Annotated in this window: 16 protein-coding genes; 1 reads left to right on the top strand and 15 read right to left on the bottom strand. The window is 65.9% G+C overall.

Going from position 1 to position 18,546, the window contains the following annotated elements; translation table 11 throughout:
• Positions 1-62: 62 nt before the first annotated feature.
• The 14 genes from ACQR0Z_RS31920 to ACQR0Z_RS31855 all read right to left on the bottom strand — a co-directional run bounded on the left by ACQR0Z_RS31920 (position 63) and on the right by ACQR0Z_RS31855 (position 16,248).
• Complete coding sequence (locus ACQR0Z_RS31920) at positions 63-1,199, bottom strand: CaiB/BaiF CoA transferase family protein (RefSeq protein ID WP_434921292.1); 1,137 nt, start codon at positions 1,197-1,199, stop codon at positions 63-65.
• A gap of 29 nt (positions 1,200-1,228) precedes the next feature.
• Entirely contained in the window at positions 1,229-2,707 is a 1,479-nt protein-coding gene (locus tag ACQR0Z_RS31915) for an aldehyde dehydrogenase (RefSeq protein ID WP_434921291.1), read from the bottom strand.
• Positions 2,708-2,736: 29 nt separating this feature from the next.
• Entirely contained in the window at positions 2,737-3,864 is a 1,128-nt protein-coding gene (locus ACQR0Z_RS31910; protein WP_434921290.1) for a zinc-dependent alcohol dehydrogenase family protein, read from the bottom strand.
• Between the two features lie 33 nt (positions 3,865-3,897).
• A complete protein-coding gene (locus ACQR0Z_RS31905; protein ID WP_434921289.1) occupies positions 3,898-5,397 on the bottom strand; it encodes a sugar ABC transporter ATP-binding protein in 1,500 nt (499 codons plus the stop codon).
• Positions 5,397-6,494: a strictosidine synthase gene (locus tag ACQR0Z_RS31900; RefSeq protein ID WP_434921288.1), complete on the bottom strand. Its 1,098-nt coding sequence runs from the start codon at positions 6,492-6,494 to the stop codon at positions 5,397-5,399. The genes ACQR0Z_RS31905 and ACQR0Z_RS31900 overlap by 1 nt, the downstream gene beginning before the upstream one ends.
• Positions 6,491-8,611, bottom strand: coding sequence for an ABC transporter permease (locus ACQR0Z_RS31895; RefSeq protein ID WP_434921287.1), 2,121 nt, complete (start codon positions 8,609-8,611; stop codon positions 6,491-6,493). The genes ACQR0Z_RS31900 and ACQR0Z_RS31895 overlap by 4 nt, the downstream gene beginning before the upstream one ends.
• A gap of 86 nt (positions 8,612-8,697) precedes the next feature.
• Positions 8,698-9,723, bottom strand: coding sequence for a sugar ABC transporter substrate-binding protein (locus ACQR0Z_RS31890; protein ID WP_434857705.1), 1,026 nt, complete (start codon positions 9,721-9,723; stop codon positions 8,698-8,700).
• A 46-nt stretch (positions 9,724-9,769) separates the two neighbouring features.
• A complete protein-coding gene (locus ACQR0Z_RS31885; RefSeq protein WP_434876730.1) occupies positions 9,770-10,750 on the bottom strand; it encodes an ABC transporter permease in 981 nt (326 codons plus the stop codon).
• A gap of 246 nt (positions 10,751-10,996) precedes the next feature.
• Complete coding sequence (gene tehA / locus ACQR0Z_RS31880; RefSeq protein WP_434921286.1) at positions 10,997-11,980, bottom strand: dicarboxylate transporter/tellurite-resistance protein TehA; 984 nt, start codon at positions 11,978-11,980, stop codon at positions 10,997-10,999.
• A 3-nt stretch (positions 11,981-11,983) separates the two neighbouring features.
• The gene (locus tag ACQR0Z_RS31875; protein ID WP_434921285.1) at positions 11,984-12,334 is read right to left on the bottom strand and encodes a hypothetical protein; all 351 of its coding nucleotides are present in this window, start codon (positions 12,332-12,334) and stop codon (positions 11,984-11,986) included.
• Between the two features lie 9 nt (positions 12,335-12,343).
• The gene (locus tag ACQR0Z_RS31870) at positions 12,344-12,808 is read right to left on the bottom strand and encodes a DUF302 domain-containing protein (protein ID WP_434921284.1); all 465 of its coding nucleotides are present in this window, start codon (positions 12,806-12,808) and stop codon (positions 12,344-12,346) included.
• 44 nt (positions 12,809-12,852) lie between these two features.
• Positions 12,853-13,392, bottom strand: a complete 540-nt coding sequence (locus ACQR0Z_RS31865) for a c-type cytochrome (protein ID WP_434921283.1) — start codon at positions 13,390-13,392, stop codon at positions 12,853-12,855.
• Positions 13,379-14,602: a sulfite dehydrogenase gene (gene soxC, locus ACQR0Z_RS31860; protein WP_434921282.1), complete on the bottom strand. Its 1,224-nt coding sequence runs from the start codon at positions 14,600-14,602 to the stop codon at positions 13,379-13,381. Before soxC ends, ACQR0Z_RS31865 begins: the two co-directional genes overlap by 14 nt.
• 317 nt (positions 14,603-14,919) lie before the next feature.
• Positions 14,920-16,248: a PLP-dependent aminotransferase family protein gene (locus ACQR0Z_RS31855; protein ID WP_434921281.1), complete on the bottom strand. Its 1,329-nt coding sequence runs from the start codon at positions 16,246-16,248 to the stop codon at positions 14,920-14,922.
• Between ACQR0Z_RS31855 and ACQR0Z_RS31850 the strand changes: the two genes are divergently transcribed.
• Positions 16,174-17,379 carry a helix-turn-helix domain-containing protein gene (locus ACQR0Z_RS31850; protein ID WP_434921280.1) on the top strand — a complete coding sequence of 402 codons (1,206 nt, stop codon included), beginning with the start codon at positions 16,174-16,176 and terminating at the stop codon, positions 17,377-17,379. The two genes, ACQR0Z_RS31855 and ACQR0Z_RS31850, sit on opposite strands and share 75 nt — an antisense overlap.
• Before the next feature lie 25 nt (positions 17,380-17,404).
• On the opposite strand, the gene ACQR0Z_RS31845 is transcribed toward ACQR0Z_RS31850, so the two are convergent.
• Positions 17,405-18,370, bottom strand: coding sequence for an MBL fold metallo-hydrolase (locus ACQR0Z_RS31845; RefSeq protein ID WP_434921279.1), 966 nt, complete (start codon positions 18,368-18,370; stop codon positions 17,405-17,407).
• Positions 18,371-18,546: the final 176 nt, after the last annotated feature.

The raw sequence follows: 18,546 nt of genomic DNA, 5'->3' as shown, positions 1-18,546 counted from the left end.
GAGCCCGTCGCGCAGCCGGATTGCAAGCCACGCGTGGGCTCGCTCGCAGAGGCGGCGTTGCTCTAGTCCTGCGGCTTGGGCGCGAATTCGCGGCGCAAACGTTCGCCATGCGCGTCGAGCGCCGGGATTGGTCCGAACGCGGGCACCTGCCCGTCCGCGACGGCGCCGGGAGCCATCAGCACCACGGGCCCTGTCGGCGTATCGATCTCGATATAGCGGTTCTGCGGATGCTCGGCGAAGTCGGCCAAAGTGGAAACTCGTCCGAACGCGAGCCGGGCATCGTTGAGTAATTTGATTGCGCGATCGAGATCCATGCTCAGCAGAATCGGCCCGATCTCGGCATCGAGCGCCGCGCGGTTCTTCACGCGCTCACCATTGTTCAGGAAGCGCGGATCGGTGGCGAGGCTTGGCCGCTTGAGCACGTCGCGGCACAGGATCACCCATTCCCGCTCGTTCTGGATCGCGATCAGGATCGAGCGGCCGCCGCCGCAGGCATAGCTGCCATAGGGCGCGATCGTCGGATGATGCAGCCCGACGCGGCCGATCGGCACGCCGCCATAGGCATATTGCAGATACGGCACGTTCATCCAGTCGGCCATCGCGTGAAACAGCGACACCGTGATGTGGCGGCCGCGGCCGGTGCGCCCGCGCGCATACAGCGCCTGGAAGATCGCCTGCGTCGCCGTCATGCCGGCATTGATGTCGCAGACGGAGACGCCGACGCGCGCCGCGCCATACTCGTTGCCGGTGATGTTGGCGAGCCCGCTCTCGCCCTGCACCAGCAGGTCATAGGCCTTGGCGTCACGCAGCGGCCCTTCGTCGCCATAGCCGGAAATGGCGCAGGTGATCAGCCGCTCATGCCTGGCTCGCAGGCCCTGCATCGAGAAGCCGAGCCGGTCGATCGCGCCGGGCGCCAGGTTCTGGATGAAGACGTCGGCCTGAGCCAGCATCGCTGCCAGCACCGCCTTGTCGCCGTCATCCGCGAGGTTCAGCGCAATCGACTCCTTGCCGCGATTGAGCCAGACGAAATAGGCGCTCTCGCCATGGACGAAATGATCGTACTCCCGGGAGAAATCTCCCTCGGGACGCTCGATCTTGATGACGCGGGCGCCGGCGTCGGCCAGCTTGCAGGAGGCGTAGGCTGCCGCCACCGCCTGCTCGATCGAAACAACCAGCAGTCCCTCGAAGTCGGCAGCCATCGTCCCTCATCGCTTCCGGTTGCGGCGCGCTAACGCATCACGAACGGGTTCGGCACATCCTTGCCATAAGACATCCAGACACATTTCGTTTCCAGATATTCCATGATCGCCTCCTGTCCGCTCTCCCGGCCGATGCCGGAGGCCTTGAAGCCGCCAAACGGCGCCATGTAGCTGACGGCGCGATAGGTGTTGGTCCAGACCGTGCCGGCGCGCAGCCGCTTGGCCGCGGTAAACGCGCGGCGCTGATCATTGGTCCAGACACCCGCGGCGAGGCCGTAGGCCGTGTCGTTTGCGATCGCAAAAGCCTCGTCGTCCTCGCGGAACTTGATCACCGAGAGCACCGGCCCGAACACCTCCTCCTGCGCGATCCGCATCGTATTGTGGACGCCCGCGAACACCGTCGGCTCGACGAACCAGCCCTGGCCGCATTCCGGACGGCTGGCCGGCTTGCCGCCCATGACGCATTCGGCGCCCTCCTCGCGCGCCATAGCGATGCAGGACAACACGCGCTGATATTGCGGCTGCGTGGTCACCGGCCCGACCTGCGTATCCATGTTCATCGGGTCACCCATGCGCGCGGTCTGCGCGAGTGCGACGAACTTCTCCAGGAACGCGTCGTGGATGCTCTCATGCACGAGGAGGCGCGAGCCGGCGATGCAGGTCTGGCCGGTGGCGGCGAAGATTCCGGACACCACGCCCTTCACCGCATTGTCGAGATCGGCATCGGGGAAGACGAGCTGCGCCGACTTGCCGCCGAGCTCCAGGGTGGTGCGCTTGAAGGTCTGCGCCGCGTTGCGCAGCACGTGGCGGCCGGAATTCTCGCCGCCGGTGAAGGCGATCTTGTCGACGCCCTTGTGGCTGGTCAGCGGCTCGCCGACGTCGGCGCCGAATCCGGTGACGACGTTGAGCACGCCCTGCGGAAAGCCCGCCTCCTCCACCAGCCGCATCAGCTCGAGCGTCGAGGCGGAGGTGAACTCCGACGGCTTGATGACGATGGTGCAGCCGGCCGCGAGCGCCGGCGCGAGCTTCCAGGTCGCCAGCAGCAGCGGCGAATTCCACGGCGTGATCGCCGCGACCACGCCGACCGGCTCATGCCGCGTGTAGGTGAACATGTCGGGCTTGTCGATCGGCACGACCGCGCCCTCGACCTTGTCGGCGAGCCCGCCGAAGTAATGAAACCATTGCGGGATATAGCCGACCTGGCCGCGCATCTCCGCATAGAGCTTGCCGTTGTCCTGCACTTCGACGGCCGCAAGCTGATCGGCGTCGCGCGCGATCAGGTCGCCGAACCGGCGCAGCAGCTGGCCGCGTTGCGACGGATGCATGGTGGCCCACTCGCCCTGCTCCAGCGCGCGGCGCGCCGCGGCGACGGCCAGATCGACATCGCGCGCGTCGCATTTGGGGATCAGGGCCCACGGCTGGGCCAGATACGGATCGAAGCTCTCGAAATAGTCGCCGGACGCCGGCTGATGCCATTGGCCGTCGATGAAACATTGATAGCGCCGCATGGGCTCAATCCTGCTCATGTGAAAATCTCTCAGTTGAATTCCACGACCTGGCGGATCGCCCTGCCGTCGGCGAGGCGATCGAAGCCGGCGTTGATGTCGTCGAGCTTGATGCGATGGGTCAGCAATTTGTCGACCGGCAGGCGGCCGCGATGATAGAGGCCGAGGAAGCGCGGGATGTCGCGCGACGGCACGCCGGAGCCAAGATAGCTGCCCTTCAAGGTGCGCTCCTCCGCGACCAAGGACACCGCCGGCAACGACAGCACCGCCTTGAGGTTCGGCAGGCCGGCGGTCACCGTGGTGCCGCCGCGACGGGTGATGGCGTAGCTCATCTCCAGCGCCTTCACGGAGCCGGCAAATTCCAGCGCCGCGTCGACGCCACCCTTGGTCGCCTCCTTGACTTTCGCGATCAGATCGGGATCGGCGCCATGGAAGGTGTGGGTCGCACCGAGCTCGCGCGCCAGCGCGAGCTTCGGCTCGAACATGTCGATCGCGATCACGCTCTCTGCGCCGATCGCGACTGCACCCATCACAGCGGCGAGCCCGACGCCGCCGAGCCCGATGATCGCCGCCTTGCCGCCAGGGCCGACATCGCCGCCGTTGAAGACCGCGCCGGTGCCGGTCAGCACCGCGCAGCCCATCAGCGCCGCGATGTGCAGCGGCACCTCCTTCTGCACCTTCACCAGCGAGCGGCGCGACATCGTGGCGTATTCGGCGAAGCACGACACGCCGCAATGATGATGCACTCTCTCCTCGGCGCGATGCAGCCGGAAGCCGCCGCTGAGCAGATCGCCCTTGCCGTTGTGCTCGGCGCCCGGCTCGCACAGCGCCGGCCGCCCTTGCGCACATGGCGCGCAATGGCCGCAGCTCGGCACGAACACGCAGACGACGTGATCGCCGCGCACGAGATCATCGACGCCGGCGCCGACCTCCTCGACCACGCCCGAGGCCTCGTGACCAAGCACCATCGGCAGCGGACGCGGCCGATCGCCATTGATCACTGAGAGATCCGAGTGGCACAGGCCGGCGGCAACGATGCGGACCAGCACCTCGCCGGGACCGGGACCGTCGAGCTCGACCTCCTGAATCCGGAGGGGACGCGAGGCGGCATAGGGTCCGGCGAGGCCCATGTCCTCGAGAACGGCGGCCCTGATCTTCATGACTTCATTCCCCTGACAACTCAGGCGCGTCGCTCAGTGGACGGCCGCGTACATGATCTTCTCCTCGGTCGCCTCGTCGGCCGAGAACTCCTCGACGACGCGGCCCTGGCGCGACACCAGGATGCGGTCGGCGAGGTTGAGGATTTCCGGCAGGTAGGACGAGATCACGACCACCGCGAGCCCGGCATCCGCCAGCTCGTTGATGACGTGATGCAGCTCGGCGATGGCGCCGACATCGACGCCGCGCGTCGGCTCGTCGAAGATGACGAGTTTTGGCTCCTGCACCAGCGAGCGTGCGATCACGACCTTCTGTTGGTTGCCGCCGGACAGCTCTACGACACGCGCGGCGTTGCTGATGGCGCGCACGTTGAGCCGCTTGGTCCAGGTCGCCGCCAGCTCCATCATCTCGGCGTAGGAGATCACGACGCTCTTGTTGAGATCGGCGGCCAGCAGATTGAGATAGATGTTCTCGGCGATCGACTTGGTCTCGAAGAATCCCTCGATCTTGCGGTCCTCGGTGACGTAGACGATGCCGTCGCGCACCGCCTGGCGCGGCACCCGGTAGCGGACCGAGCGCCCGTCCAGCTTGACCTCGCCGCCATGGAAGAAGTCGCGCTTGACCACGCCGGAGATGATCTTGGCGGTCTCGGTGCGCCCCGAACCGATCAGGCCGAAGATCCCGGTGATCTGGCCGGCATAGACCGAGAACGAGTTGTTGCGGACCATGCGGCCCATCGACAGGTTCTGCACGCTCAGCATCTTGCGGCCATACGGCCGCGTGGCGTGATCGTCACCCGCCTTGCCGTAGAGCTCGTCGGACAGCGTGCGGCCGACCATCGCGGTGATGATCTTGTCGCGGTCGAAATTCCTGGCATCGTCCGTCACGACATGCTGGCCGTCGCGCATGATGGTGATGCGGTCGGAGATCGACAGCGCCTCCTCCAGCGCGTGCGAGATGAAGATGATCGAGACGCCGTCGCGCTTCAGCCGCTTCACCAGCGCGAAGAAATGGTGCTTCTCCTCCGGCGTCAGCGTGGCCGTGGGCTCGTCGAAGATGATGACGCGGGCCTTGTGGTGCACGGCCCGCGCGATCTCGACCATCTGCTTCTGCGCCGCGCCGAGCTGCGACACATACATCGTCGGATCGACGCCGAAATTCAGCGATTGCAGGAACTGCTGGGCGGCGATGTAGATGCCGCGCAGCCGGTTGAGGAACTTCTCATTGCCGAGATAGATGTTCTGCGCCACCGTGAGCGACGGCACCAGGCTGGTCTCCTGGAACACCATCGCGATGCCGCTGCGCAGCGCCTCCGCCGGCGTCTTGAACGAGACCTTCGCACCGTTGACGATCAGCTCGCCGCTGGTGACCTCGTAGACGCCGGCCATGATCTTGGTCAGCGTCGACTTGCCGGCGCCGTTCTCGCCGAGCAGCGCATGGACCTCGCCCGGCCGCAGATCGAACGAGATGTTGCGCAGCGCCGGAATGCCGTGGAATTCCTTGGTGACGTTCTTCAGTTCGACGACCGGCTGCATCACTTCACCTCCCGGCCCATGCGATCAATCGCGACGATCTCGTCGCCGCCCTTCGCGGTCAGCCAGAGACGTCCATCCAACTCCACCGCCGACGTGATGCCGTGACGTTTGCCGCCGGCACGGCTGTGCAGGCTTTGCAGCGGCACGAAATTGGCGTCGAGCTCGATGACGAGCCCGTAGGACAAGGTCGGAGCCCACGGCTTGAGAATGCCCATCTGCTTCAGCGCGCCGCCCTGCATCGGCTCGTGGAACGAGACGCCGCTGCGCAGCGCCGGCGCGATCCAATAGGCCGGCGGCACCTCGGCCAGCATGGCGCGGCGGTAAGCGTCCTCGCGCAGCACGAACTCGATCAGCGGGCTGCGCGGCGCGAATACCGTGAGCCAATAGCCGCCGCGCGCCGACGGCGCGACGCGGCCGGGATAACCGGGCAGATCGTCGAGCACGACCGCGAGCTCGCGGCCATCGGCAGCGCGGCGCACCAGCCGGACATCCCAGGCCTCGCTGACGATCAGCGACCGATCGGCCGCGACCACGACGCCATTGGGATAGCCGAGCCCGGCAGCGAGCCGCTTTGCCTCGCGCTTCACCAGATCGAGCTTCCATACCTCGCCGGCGCGGCGATGCTCCATCAGGTCGCGCTGCCACGCCTCCAGCCCGGTCTCGACCGAGCCGACGCAGACGACGAGGCTCGCCTCGTCGACGAAGGTCATTGCGGTGATGCAGGCCGTGGGCCAGCCGCTGCGCCGGCCGGCATTGGTGACGGTGCCGTCACGCGCCAGGATCGAGACGCCCTTGCCCTCGCAGGCCACAGCGATCTGTCCGCGCGGCGACACCGCGAGCGCCGAGATCACGCCATCGAGCGTCGCGACCGCTTCGGGCTCGGCACCAGCGGCTGCGCGAAACAGCCTGACGCCGCTCGACCAGAACACCGCGCCATCGCACGCGACCAGATTGTCCGGCGCGGCGCTTGCGATGCCGCGCGGCGCATCTTCCAGACGATTGTTCGGCTTCAGCGCGCCGTCCAGCGGCGGCACGGTGACGGCGGCGCGGCCGCGTCCGAGGAAGCGCTCCAGCCAGCTTCCGACCAAGGCGCTCATGCCCGCCCCCAATAGCTGCGCATGGCGCTCCAGTTCGGATCGGCATAATCGAGCTTAATGCGTCCGATCCGGTTGTTGGTGATGCCGCCGAGATAGAGATAGCCGCGGTGCTCGCGCATCGAGGTGATCATCGGATGGTTCTTGGCGCCCTGATCCCACAGCGACTCCAGCACCTCGCCCTTGTCGTTGAAGCGGATCACGCAGCCGATGTTGAGGTTGGGATAGAGCCACTGGTCAGGCGCGATGCGGCGCGCCATCCGGCGGCGGAAGCCGGGCATGCGCAGCGCAAGGTCGAGCGCCGGCGAGCGCATGCCCATGATCGCGCACCAATAGGAACCATCCGAGGCGCGGTTGATGTTGTCGGGATAGCCGGGCAACGCGTCGAGCACACGCTCGACCTGCCCTGCCTTCGGCCCCGAGATCCACAGACGGCTGACGCGGCAGGCCCAGCTTTCGGCGAACAACACCGACTGGCCGTCATGGGCGAGACAGACACCGTTCGGGAAGATCAGGTTGCGCAGCGCCGTGTGCGTCTTGCCGGTGTTCGGGTCGTAGCAGATGATGCGGCCGTTGCCGCGGCTCTCCAGCGCATCGACCGGCCAGTCGTGCATCTCGTAGCGGATCGTGGCCTCGCTGAAATAGATCCGGCCATCTGGCGCGATGTCCAAATCGTCGGCGAGCCGCAGCCGGGAATCGTCGACGATAGAGAAGGTCGAGCGGTTGGTCTCGTCGGTGACCTTGCTGACATTGCGCGCGTGGTCGATCTTGTAGAGGCCCATGCCGCCGACACAGACATGCAAGTCGCCCGTGCGGTCGAACGCCATGCCGAGCGGCGAGCCGCCGATATGGGCGTAGACTTCCCAGGTCTTGTAGTCCGGCGGCGCGAAGCGGACGATGTCGCCGTGACGCGTGCCGCAATAGAGGTAATCCTCGTCATCGAGGATGACGTCCTCCGGTGACTCCACCTCGCCGAGGCCGATGATCTCGACGGCGCCAAGCCGGTCGTTCAGCGCGAACGCCCCGCCGGTCTCGGCGGACGTCGAGCGCGGCGCCGGCAGCTCGACATAGGTCGGCGACACGTAGACCTTGGACAGCAGCTTGTCGCGGTTCTTGAGCCAGCGCACGTCGATGAACACGGCAAGCAGCAAGGTAAGGCCGAGCACCATCGGCCCCGAACCGCTGTTCAGGCCGATGCGCAGCACGCCGTTGGTCATGACCAGCACGATGACCGCGCCGATCAGCGCCTTCGCCACCGAGCCGCGGCCGCCGCCGAGGCTGTTGCCGCCGAGCACGGCCGCCGTCAGCGCCGAGATCTCCAGGCCCATGCCGGTATCGGTGCCGGCGCCGCTGAGCCGCGCGGCGTAGAGCACGCCGGCGAGGCCGCACAGCATGCCTGAGATTGTATAGGCGGCGCAGACCATGCCGCGCACGGAGAGACCGATGTTGTGCGCCGAGCGGCGCGAGCCGCCGATCGCCATCATGCGCCAGCCGGGACGGCTGCGCGTCAGCAGCACATGGCCGATCAGCGCGACGACGACCAGGATGATGAAGCTCGACGGCACCTCGGCGAAGCCGCCGAGCCCGATCACGTCCCAGACGTCGGACTGGTAGAAGCTGACCGACATCGCCTGCGCATACTTCAGAAGCAGCATGTCGACGATGGCGCGCACGATGATCAGGGTGACCAGCGTGGTGAGGAAGGCGCGCAGCCGGAGGAAGCCGATGAGGTAGCCGTTGAGCAGCCCGACGCTGCCGCAGACCAGCACCACCGCAGGGATCGCGAGCCCCACCGGCCAGCCGCCGAGGTTGAGCAGCGCGAGCGTCATGAAATTGCCGAGCGCGAAATTGGAGCCGACGCTGAGGTCGATGCCGCCGACGACGATGACGATCATCATCGCCATGCAGACGAGGCCGAACTCGCCGAGCTCGCGGGCGCTGATCGCGAGATTGGCGCCGGTGAAGAAGTTGGGGATCAGCGACCCGAAGACCGCGATCACGCACAGCAGCACCAGGAACGGGATCGCGTTGTCGATCCACTTCTTCGAGAGCAGCTCGCCGATGACGTGGTCCGGAATGAAGCGGTATCTCAGCTTCGTCAAAGTACTGGTCGACGCCAAAGGAGCCTCTGAGTGCAGTCGCTTAAGGTCAAAATCAAAGAGAGTGCGTGGCCGCCGCTTTCGGCGGCCACGCATGGATCAACAGATCAGCGCAACAGCTTGGCGTACTGCTCGGGATCCCAGCAGGTGCCGGCCTTGACGTCGGCCTTGGTCATCACGCGGGTCGGCGAATACAGCTGGAACTTCATCGTGCCGGCCTTCTGCTTGCCCTGCAGCACCGCGGAGATCGCGGTGAAGGCGTCGCGGCCCATGCCCGGCGCGTCATAGTTGATCGCGGCCGAGAAGGTGCCGTCGGCCAGACGATCGCACATGCTCTGCGCGCCGCCGCCGGAGGTCACGAAGTAGACCTGATCCTGCTTGCCGGCCTGCTTGATCGCAGCACCGGTGCCGACGCCCTGGCCATCCCAGACGTCGATGACGCCGCAGAGATCGGGGTTCTGCTGCAGCACCGTCTCGGTGATGGCGCGCGCCTTCGAGGCGTCCCAGTCGGCCGCCTGGCTCGACACCACCTTGATCTCCGGATTGGCGTCGAACACCTTCTTGATGCCCTGCACCTGGTAGTAGCTGACGCCGCCGGTGAGCACGCCCTGCACGATCGACACCTTGTGCGAGGTCTCGGTGCCCTTGCCGCACTTGGCAACCACCATCTTGGCGGCCTGCTCGCCCATCGAAATGAAGTCGGGACCGACGAAGGCGTCGGTCTGCACCGCGCCCTGCATATTCATCTGGATGACGACGATGCCGGCCGCATTCGCCTGCTTCAGCAGCCGCGCCAGCGACTGCAGGTCGGGGTTCTGCGTCACGATCACGTCGGGCTTCTCGGCGATCAGCGAGGTCAGGCCCTGGGCCATTGCGCCGGTGTTCCAGTTCGGATCCTGCGACTTGAACTTCATGCCGTAGCGCTCGGCTTCGGTCTTGACGACGCCGCCCCAGGCCTGGGCGAGGTCGAAGCCGATCGAGATCGGCAGATAGACGATCGACTTGCCCTTGAGCGCGTCGAGCGCCGGCTGGCGATAGGGATCGTTCATGTCGTCGGCGCGGGCGCCGAATGCGGCCGCGGCGATGCTCGCGAATGCGGTGGCCGCAAGGGCCAGGCGGTGCAGGTTCTTCAAGATGGTCTCCTCCGATTTTGTTGATTGAGGCGCGTTGGTGGGGACGTCAGATGTCGCCCTGCTGTCCCGTCTGCTCGTCGCGGGGATTGACGATGCTGTCGACGACGATGGCGAGCAGCAGGATCAGGCTCTTGACGACGTTCTGGATCGTGTACTGCACGTCCATGATCGTCATGCCGTTCATCAGCACGCCGATGAGAAGCGCGCCGACTATGACGTTGCGGACATTGCCGCGGCCGCCGGACAAGCCTACGCCGCCGAGCACGACGACGAGAATGACGTCGTAGATCATGTTGGAGTTGACGACCCGGGTGTTCATGGCCTCCGCGGAGGTCGCGGTCACGAGACCGGCGACGAAGGCGATGCCGCCGGCAATGACATATTGCGCGACCAGAATGGGACGCACCGGCACGCCGCCGATGCGGGCGCTCGCGAGATTGTCGCCGATCGCATAGATGAAGCGCCCGGGCTTGGTGTAGCGCAGGAACAGATAGGCGATCAGCGCCACGACGGCGGCGACGACGATCGGCATGGGAATGCCGAATAGCGCGCCCTGCCCCAGGCTCGCGACCGCGCCGATGTTCGGCGGCAGATAGACGACGTCGGTGCCGGTGATCAGATGGGCACGGCCGAAGCCGTAGACGAAGGTGGCCATCGCCAAGGTCGCGAACAGCGACGGGATTTCCGCATAGGCAATCAGGATGCCGGTGACGAGGCTCATGCCGAGCGCGAGCAACAGGCCGATGCCCATCGCGCCCGCCATCGACATGCCGCTGGCCGCAAGCTGCAGGCTCCACGCCACCGAGATCGCCATCGTCGCCACCAGCGACAGGTCGATCCCGCGACCGAGCACGACGATGAGCATGCCAAGCCCGAGAATGCCGAGCACGGCGACGCTACGAACGAGCGATAGCAGATTGCTCGGCGCCAGGAATTTCGGCAACGTCAGAGCGAAGACGATCAGCAGCAGCACCGTGAGCGCGAAGACGATGCGCTCCTGGTTGAAATAATGAGACCACGCGCGCATCCGCTGCCTTAAGCCCTTGTCGCTTCACCCCGGCTCGATCGCGGCGGCAGATTGGATCTGCGCGCCTTCTGTCCGGCACGTCGGAGCCAAGGCCCCCATGCCGCGTTCGAGCGAATTTTGGAGCTTGAAGCTAAGTGAGGGCCTGCCGTGAGCGGAAATACGGATTTGAGCTAGCGGCTATAGCATCCGGTTATCCGCTTGTTGCGACGCAATAGCGAGATGGCGCGAGCTCACGGCTCGAACGGTTCAAGCCTGCTGCGGAGCAGCGACAGCCGGTGCGAGAATGCGGCCTGACACGAGCAGCCAGATCGTGCGTAGCACCAGCGCCCCCATGACGAGGTTGACGACGACGAACACGATCGGCGCCATCGTCGCGGCAGGTCCGTGATCGCCGCGGATCACCATCTTCAATAACGAGCTGGCAAGGGCGGTCAGGCCGAACGTGAATCCCCAATAGGACGCCGAGAGCCGATGTTCGAGAATCCAAGGCAGCAGCCGGACGAGCAGCAGCAATTGCAGCATGCCATAACCGATCAGCGCGCTGACGACCATGTCAGGGGGTCCCTCTGTCACGCTGAGATAGGCAAGCGCGCCCACCGTCGGCGGCGCCAGCTGAATGCCGAGGGTCGGACGGATCGTGGCCGGCAACGCGTCGGCCGTGTAGAGCCGGTGCAGCAGGACCGACTCCACCGCCAGCCAGGAAAACAGTCCGGCGCCGAAGGCGAGACGACCCCACTCAGGAAAGCCGAGCGCACCTGCCCCGATGGCGGTGACGAAGGATCCAGCCACCGTCGGCAGGTACAGCACCGGCGTCGAGGCCGCGGGATCGCGACCGCCGCGCCACAATTGACCGGTGCGCCACAGCGCGAAGCCGAGCGTGAAGACGAGACCGATGGCGTAAATGATGAGCGCCGCGATCCGATGATAGGGCTGTGCTGCGATCGCGACCAGCATGGTCGAGACGCCGGCAAGTCCAATGAAGCAGCATTGGATCGGATGCAGCGCCTCGGACAGAGCCGCATCGGCGGAGAGGATCCACTTGGCCACATAGAACAAGACAATGACGGCCCAGACGACAACGCCCGCCGCCATCAGGACCTCGCCGATGTCGGCCGGCAATCCCCACAGCTGATGCGCCGCGCGCCAGCTGTTGCCGAGCCCGATGATGCCGAGCACGATGCCGAAGAAGGAGGCCGGAACCAGCGGAAGCTTGACCCTACGCGCGGTCATCGATCACTCCGGAGGTCGGCGCGAAAGCTCGTCGCGCTCCGATCCAGGCTCACTATCCGTCACGTCCGCAACGAGCTTCGGCGGCTCGTCATAGCCGGCGCGGCTGCTGTAGAACACCAGCGCCATCAGCCCTACGCCGCAGATCATGGAGAACACCACGCCGATGGCCAAAGCGGCATAGCCCGACGACGGCACGTCGGTTCCTTCCGCCGACGACCATCCGAGAACGGCGACGACGATCACCGCCACCAGCATCAACACCAGTGCGGCCACGAGCACATAGGCGCCGGCGCCCATCGTGCGCGCATCCGACACCATCTCTTGCCACAACGACTTCCAGGGAATGACCGGCATGGGGCGGTTCTACTCTGCTGACGTCGCGGTGCCGGCGATCGCCTTGAGCGCGCCGGTCATGGCCTGCATCGCGCCCTCCGCACCCGCCGCCCCGCCATGGCGCTGCGCCAGCCAGGAAGGATCGTTGTAGGACAGCCAGGTCCGTCCCTCGGCATCCTGCCAGACCAGGACCTTCAACGGCAGATCGATGCCGATGCTCTGCGCCGCCTGCATCAGCGGCGTTCCCCCTTTGGGACTGCCGAAGATCAGCAGATCCGTCGGGCGCAGCGTCATCCCGACATCGGCGGCGCCGGCCGCATGATCGATGTGGGCGAAGATCGTCATGCCTTTCGCCTTGACGGCGTCCTGTAGCTTCCGCATCGTCGTGCCTGGATCGTTCTGGCTTGGCAGCGTGATCAGCCCCTGCGGGTCCATGGCGTTTGCTCCGATCGTTGTCGATAGTGTCAGGAAGACCAGCAGGGCGAACGTCTGCATGCGCCTGCGCACACGTCCGACGCCGGGCCGAGCGCCGTGCCCGATCATTTCGGCGCCCGGACGTTGCTGAACTCCGGCACGGGCAGAAACCCGTCGCGGTTCGGCATCTTCACCTTGGGCAGCGAGGTCTGATCGAGACGGCCGTCCGGCGGCACGATGCCATTCAAACTCAGGATGTAGGCGGACAGCGCGTAGTAGTCGTCGACGCTGAGCGAACCCGGCGCCTGATACGGCATGGCACGATGGATGTAGTCGAACAGGGTCGTCGCATACGGCCAGAAGCTGCCGACGGTCTTCACCGGAGTGTCGGTCGCGAGCGTGCCCTGGCCGCCGACCAGCCGATCCTTGATCCCGCCCTGGCCGCCTTCGCCATGGCAGGCGGCGCAGTTCTCCGCGAACAGCTCCTTGCCGCGCGCAGCGGTGCCGCTGCCTTGCGGCAGGCCCTTGCCGTCAGGACGCACATCGATGTCCCACAGCTTGATCTCCTGCGGCGTCGCCGGACGCCCGAAATCCACGGCATAAGCGGGAGCGACCAGCAGCGCTGCGGCCAGCGCCGCCGTGAGCCAAGATTCAGGCGAGAACATTGCTGACCTTCCCATCGCCGTCGATGCTCCATGTCTGCTGCGCGTTGTAATGGAACAGCGCGTTGGTGCCGGTCTTCGCGATGAAGGACTTGCGATCGGGCTGTACGTTGCCCTTCTCGTCGGTCGCGCGGCTGACGATCTTGGTCGGCTTGCCGTTCCACTGCCAGTCCAGCTCGAAGCGCGTCTGCGCCTTCGGCAGCACGGGATGGTTCATGCGGGCCCGCTGCCAGCTCCGCCCCTCGTCGGTGCTGACCTCGACCTTCGCGATCCGGCCATGGCCGCTCCAGGCCAGCCCCGTGATGCTGTTGTAGCCGGGCCGGATGGTCATCGTACCCGAGGGCGAGGTGATGACCGAGTTGGTCTCCATCCTCAGCTGGAACTGCACGGCCTTGCCGTTGGCAAGCAACTGGGTGTAGCGCGCGGTTTCCCAGCGGGTCATCCAGGGTTCGTCGCCGAACTTCAGCCGGCGCAGCCATTTGATGTTCAGATTGCCCTCGAAGCCCGGCATGATGAGGCGCAGCGGAAATCCATGTGCCGGCCGCAGCGGCTCGCCGTTCTGGCCATAGGCCACGAACGCCTCGTCCATGATCTCCTCGGTGAGCGGAATGCTGCGGGCCACCGCAGCCGCATCACCGCCCTCGGCCAGCATCCACGCCGAGCGCGCCTCCTTGCCGACGAGATCGATCAGATAACGCAGCGGGACACCGGTCCACTCATTGCTGCTTACGAGGCCATGTGTGTTCTGCACCGTCAGGTTCGGGTCGGCCTTCTTCCAGTTCTCCCAGCCATTGCCCGTGCACTCGATGAAGACGATTCGCGAGATCGACGGCATGCGCATGATGTCATCCGGCGTCAGCACGAGCTGCTTGCGGGTCATGCCGTGGATCAGCAGCCGATGCTTGGCGGGATCGATATTGGGAACGCCCGCATGGCTGCGCTCATAGTGCAGATCGGTCGGCGTGATGCTTCCGACTAGCCTATCGAGCGGCGTCTTCGAGTTGATGGCATCGGCGGGATCGATGTTCCGTTTGCCCGGCGTCGCTTCCGGAATGCGTCCGATGTGGACATAGGGCGAGCGTGCGCTGAACGCGGACAGCACACCCCCCGGTTCGCGCGCCGGCACATCGGCCAGATCGTCGGCGAGCGCTTCGCCGCCGATGACAGCACCGGCGGCCGCTGCCGACGCCGTGACGAAGCGCCGACGCGACATACGCGCGTCACCGCCTGATCGATGCAAAATTGGATTTGGCTTGTCGGTGCTCATGCGCGCCCTCAGGACGATGAAGGTCGCAGAGAGCTATCCGCTATTGGCGCGCGTCTCCATCATACCGAGGAATGGGACGCGACGTGCCGTCGTATGGATTGATCGAATCCGCCGCCGTGCCCGATCTATGCCGCGCGATCTGAACGCCGGCATCAACGAGCATGCGATCCCTTCCCGCCATTGCGCTTATATGCGCGGATCATCATCCGACACCAGCGGATCGGCGGGCGCGTGGAACGGCCGTCGCCACGAGCATGGCCGGACTACACGATCTGCCTGATGCTCGGACTGGTGAGGGCGCGCGACACCACCTGGAGGGCTTGCCCAAGCTCGGCCCGGTTGCGGGCAGCGCCGAGCGAGATGCGCAATCCGCGCGGCGCCGACGCGCTCGCCGCGAACGCAGCCTCTCCGACCACTGCCAGGCCATTGCGCATCAGATGCGACAGCAGCTCGGCGGCATCGAACCGGGCCGGTTGCGGCAGCCAGAGATGATGGCTCGTGGGCCGCGCGGCATAGGTCACGCCTTTCAAGGCGCGCGCGGCGAGCTGCTGGCGCGCGGCCGCCTCGTTACGGATGGCGCGGATGATGTCGTCGGCGATACCGGATCTCAACCAGTGCGTCGCCAGCGCGACCATCGGCCAGGCCGGCATCTGCATCGTCGCCTGCAGGCACCCCCGCATCATCTGCTCGGCGGACTCGTCCGGCGCCAAAAGATAAGCGACACGCAAGGCCGGCGCGATGCATTTCGCGATGCTTGCCGCATAGTATGTCCGATCCGGGATCAGCGTGGCGATCGGCGACAGCCGCGGCTCCAGCGGGCCATACACGTCATCCTCGATCAGGACGGCGCCGCGCTTGCGGATGACACCGGCGATTGCCGCCCTGCGCGCGGCGCTCATGGTCGCCGTGGTCGGGTTCTGCTGGCTCGGCACGAGATAGACGAGCTTCGACTTGTGCTTGCGCAAGGCATCGTCGAGCGCCTCGGGCCGCGCCCCCTCGGCATCCATGGCGACACCGGCGAGATGCACGCCGAGCCGCGGGGCAGCAGCCTTGAGCCCTGGAAAGGTCAGCGCTTCCGTGACCACGACATCTCCCGGCCTGGTCAGAGACACCAGGGCGTTGAAGATGATGGCCTGCGATCCCGGATAGATCACGATCCGCTCGGCCGCCGCGTGGGCGACGCGCGCACGCAGCCAGGCCGCAGCGGCCTCGCGCTGCTCCACGCTGCCGCCGGGCGGCGCATAACTCAAAAACGCGCTCAGGCCGGCATCGCTGCGAATAGCCGCCAGCCCCTGTTCGATCCGCCGATCGAGCTGCGCCTCGACAGGTTGCGGCGGCAGGTTCATCGACAGATCGATCGTGGCCGCCGCCGGCCCATCATGCGCGGCGCGCGCCGTCGTCTCGGAGACGAACGTTCCCTGCCCCACTCGCGCTTCGATCAGCCCGCGCCGCCGCGCCTCGCTATAGGCGCGCGTGACGGTGGTGAGATCGATGCGAAGTCCCGACGCGAGGCTGCGATGCGTCGGCAACCGCTGGCCGCGGATCAACCGTCCGCTGGCGATGTCGGCTTCGAGGGCATCGACGATGCGCATGAACAGCGGACCCTGCCATTCGGAAAGTGTAGGGAGCCAATCCATGCAATTCTCCAGATTGTCTTTGATTGCATGCTTACATTGATGAATTGTATGGATCAATCCTCTCTGTCACCAACGGAGGCGCGCATGGGCAACCTTGTCAGCCAAGCCAGGCCGGCGGACCTGACAAAGCGACCGTCGAGCGAGCTCGGGGAGTCGCCCGCGGATCGCCCGGCTCCCGCATTCGGCTTGGCCCGCATCCCCGCCGAACGCCGTTGGCGCGAGCCGCCGCCGTCACCCTTGCTGGCGAACGGCAGCCCGCCGCGCCTGTCGATCTCGATGTGGAGCGGATCCGTCAGCAATGGTGCGCTCGACGTACAGACGGACCTTGTCGATGCGCCTTACGCCGTCTCCTACGCGATGCGGCCAACGACCATGTCGCTCACCGTCGGTGGCCGGCTGCTGATCGATGGCGACATCGTCCCGGGCACCACGGTCCTGACGGGGCCCGCCCTGCCGAATGCGCGCGCAACCTATCGCGCCGATTACGCGATTGTCCGCGTGTTCGTGTCGCAACGCGCCGTGGCGGACTGCTTCGAGGAGATCAACGGCCGGCCTGCCGCCGACGCGCTCGAACTGTTCGACCCGCACCAGACCGATGACCGCGTGCTGCGTCATCTCGTGTCGTCGCTCATTCGCGCCTTCACCGAAGACGCCGCTCCGAGCCAATTGTTTCTCGACAGCCTCAGCATTTCCTTCGCCGCCCACCTGATCGGACGCTACCACCTGAAACAGCCGATCGTTCCGAAGCGGAAGCTGTCGCCGTTGACGCCGTGGCGGCTGAACCGCGCGAAGGCGTTCGTCGATGCTCATCTCGACCAGCCCATCGCGCTTGCGGATCTGAGTGCGGCCGCCGGCCTGAGCCGCATGCATTTCGCAGCCCAGTTCAAGGCCGCGACCGGCCTGTCGCCCCACATGTACCTGCTCCAGTGCCGCGTCCATGCCTCGAAACGGCTGCTGCTGGATCCGGAGCGCTCTGTTCGCGATGTCGCGCTCGCTGTCGGCTTCAAGAGCGAGACCCATTTCATCAACGTGTTCCGGCGTCTGGTCGGCGAGGCGCCTGGACGCTGGCGCCGATCCATTCTGTGACACGGCTGACGAGATGACGGCCCGCTCAAACGCCTTGATACACCAGCCGGGTGAAGAAGGCCGGCGTGATCAGGAATTGCCCGAAACGGCTGTCGAAGGCGGCCGTCGGCTTGGCGGCAATGGCGTCATCCACCGAGCGCCCCTGCTGCTTGAGCTTCGCGACGTTGTCGCGAATCGTCACGAGCATCTCGCGATAGGCTGCGAGCTCCTTCTTGTTGCTCGCGGGCGCGCCATGTCCGGGAATGACGATGGTCTTGTCGCCGGCCGCGGCGAGATTGGCATCGGCCGCCTTGATCATGCCGTCGATGCTGCCGCCGGTCGAATAGTCGATGAAGGGATAGATCCCGTTCCAATAGGTATCGCCGCAATGCAGGATGTCGGCTTCGGTGAAGATGATCGACAGATCGGAGTCGGTATGCGCAGGCCCGTAGGGCCTGAGGGCGATCGTCGCGCCACTGTGCTTCATCGTCGTCTCGGCGCTGACGATCTCGCTGGGAACCGCCGCGAGCGGCGAGGTCGGGAAATTGTAGTCCCAGTCCTCCACGCGCTGCGCCGACAGCAGATGCTTGCGTGTGTTCGCGTGCGCGATGATCGCCGCGCCCTCGCCGTTCAGCCACGCATTCCCGTCGGTGTGATCGAAATGCCAGTGCGAATTGATCAGGTGGGTGATGGGCGCGCGGCCGATGTCATTGAGACTCTGCAGCAGCTTGCGCCGCGAGGCCGTGATGCCGGCGTCGACAAGCAGTTTTCCCTCCTTGCCGGCGAGCACGGCGATATTGCCACCGGAGCCCTCGAGCACGCTCACGCCGCCCCGCAGCCGATGCGTCTTGACCGGCTCATGAGCGGCGGAATCGCGGATCAGGTCGACGATGTTGCGGGCTTCGGCAAACGCTTGCGAGGGTGTCAGCCAGCCGCCGGCGGCCACCGTGCCGGCTGCAGCGAGACAGCAGATGCAGAATCCCCGTCGCGAAAGGTGCCGAGCCTCGATCATCCTGCGATCTCCCATTGCCTGGTTCGATGGCAGCCACTGCCTTCGTGCCGCAGCCTAGCGCAGAAGCCCGCCAGTTCTTCCAGCAAGCGTGTCCCACCTTCCAATTTGCACGACAAACCACAGCCCACGCCGCGGCCACCCCTGTTGCAGATGCACGCGAGTGACTAATCAGATGC

This window comes from Bradyrhizobium sp. HKCCYLS3077, from assembly GCF_051167555.1.
Classification (GTDB): Bacteria; Pseudomonadota; Alphaproteobacteria; order Rhizobiales; family Xanthobacteraceae; genus Bradyrhizobium.
The sequence above is the reverse complement of the archived record's forward strand: the minus strand, read 5'-3'. Positions and strand labels throughout refer to the sequence as shown.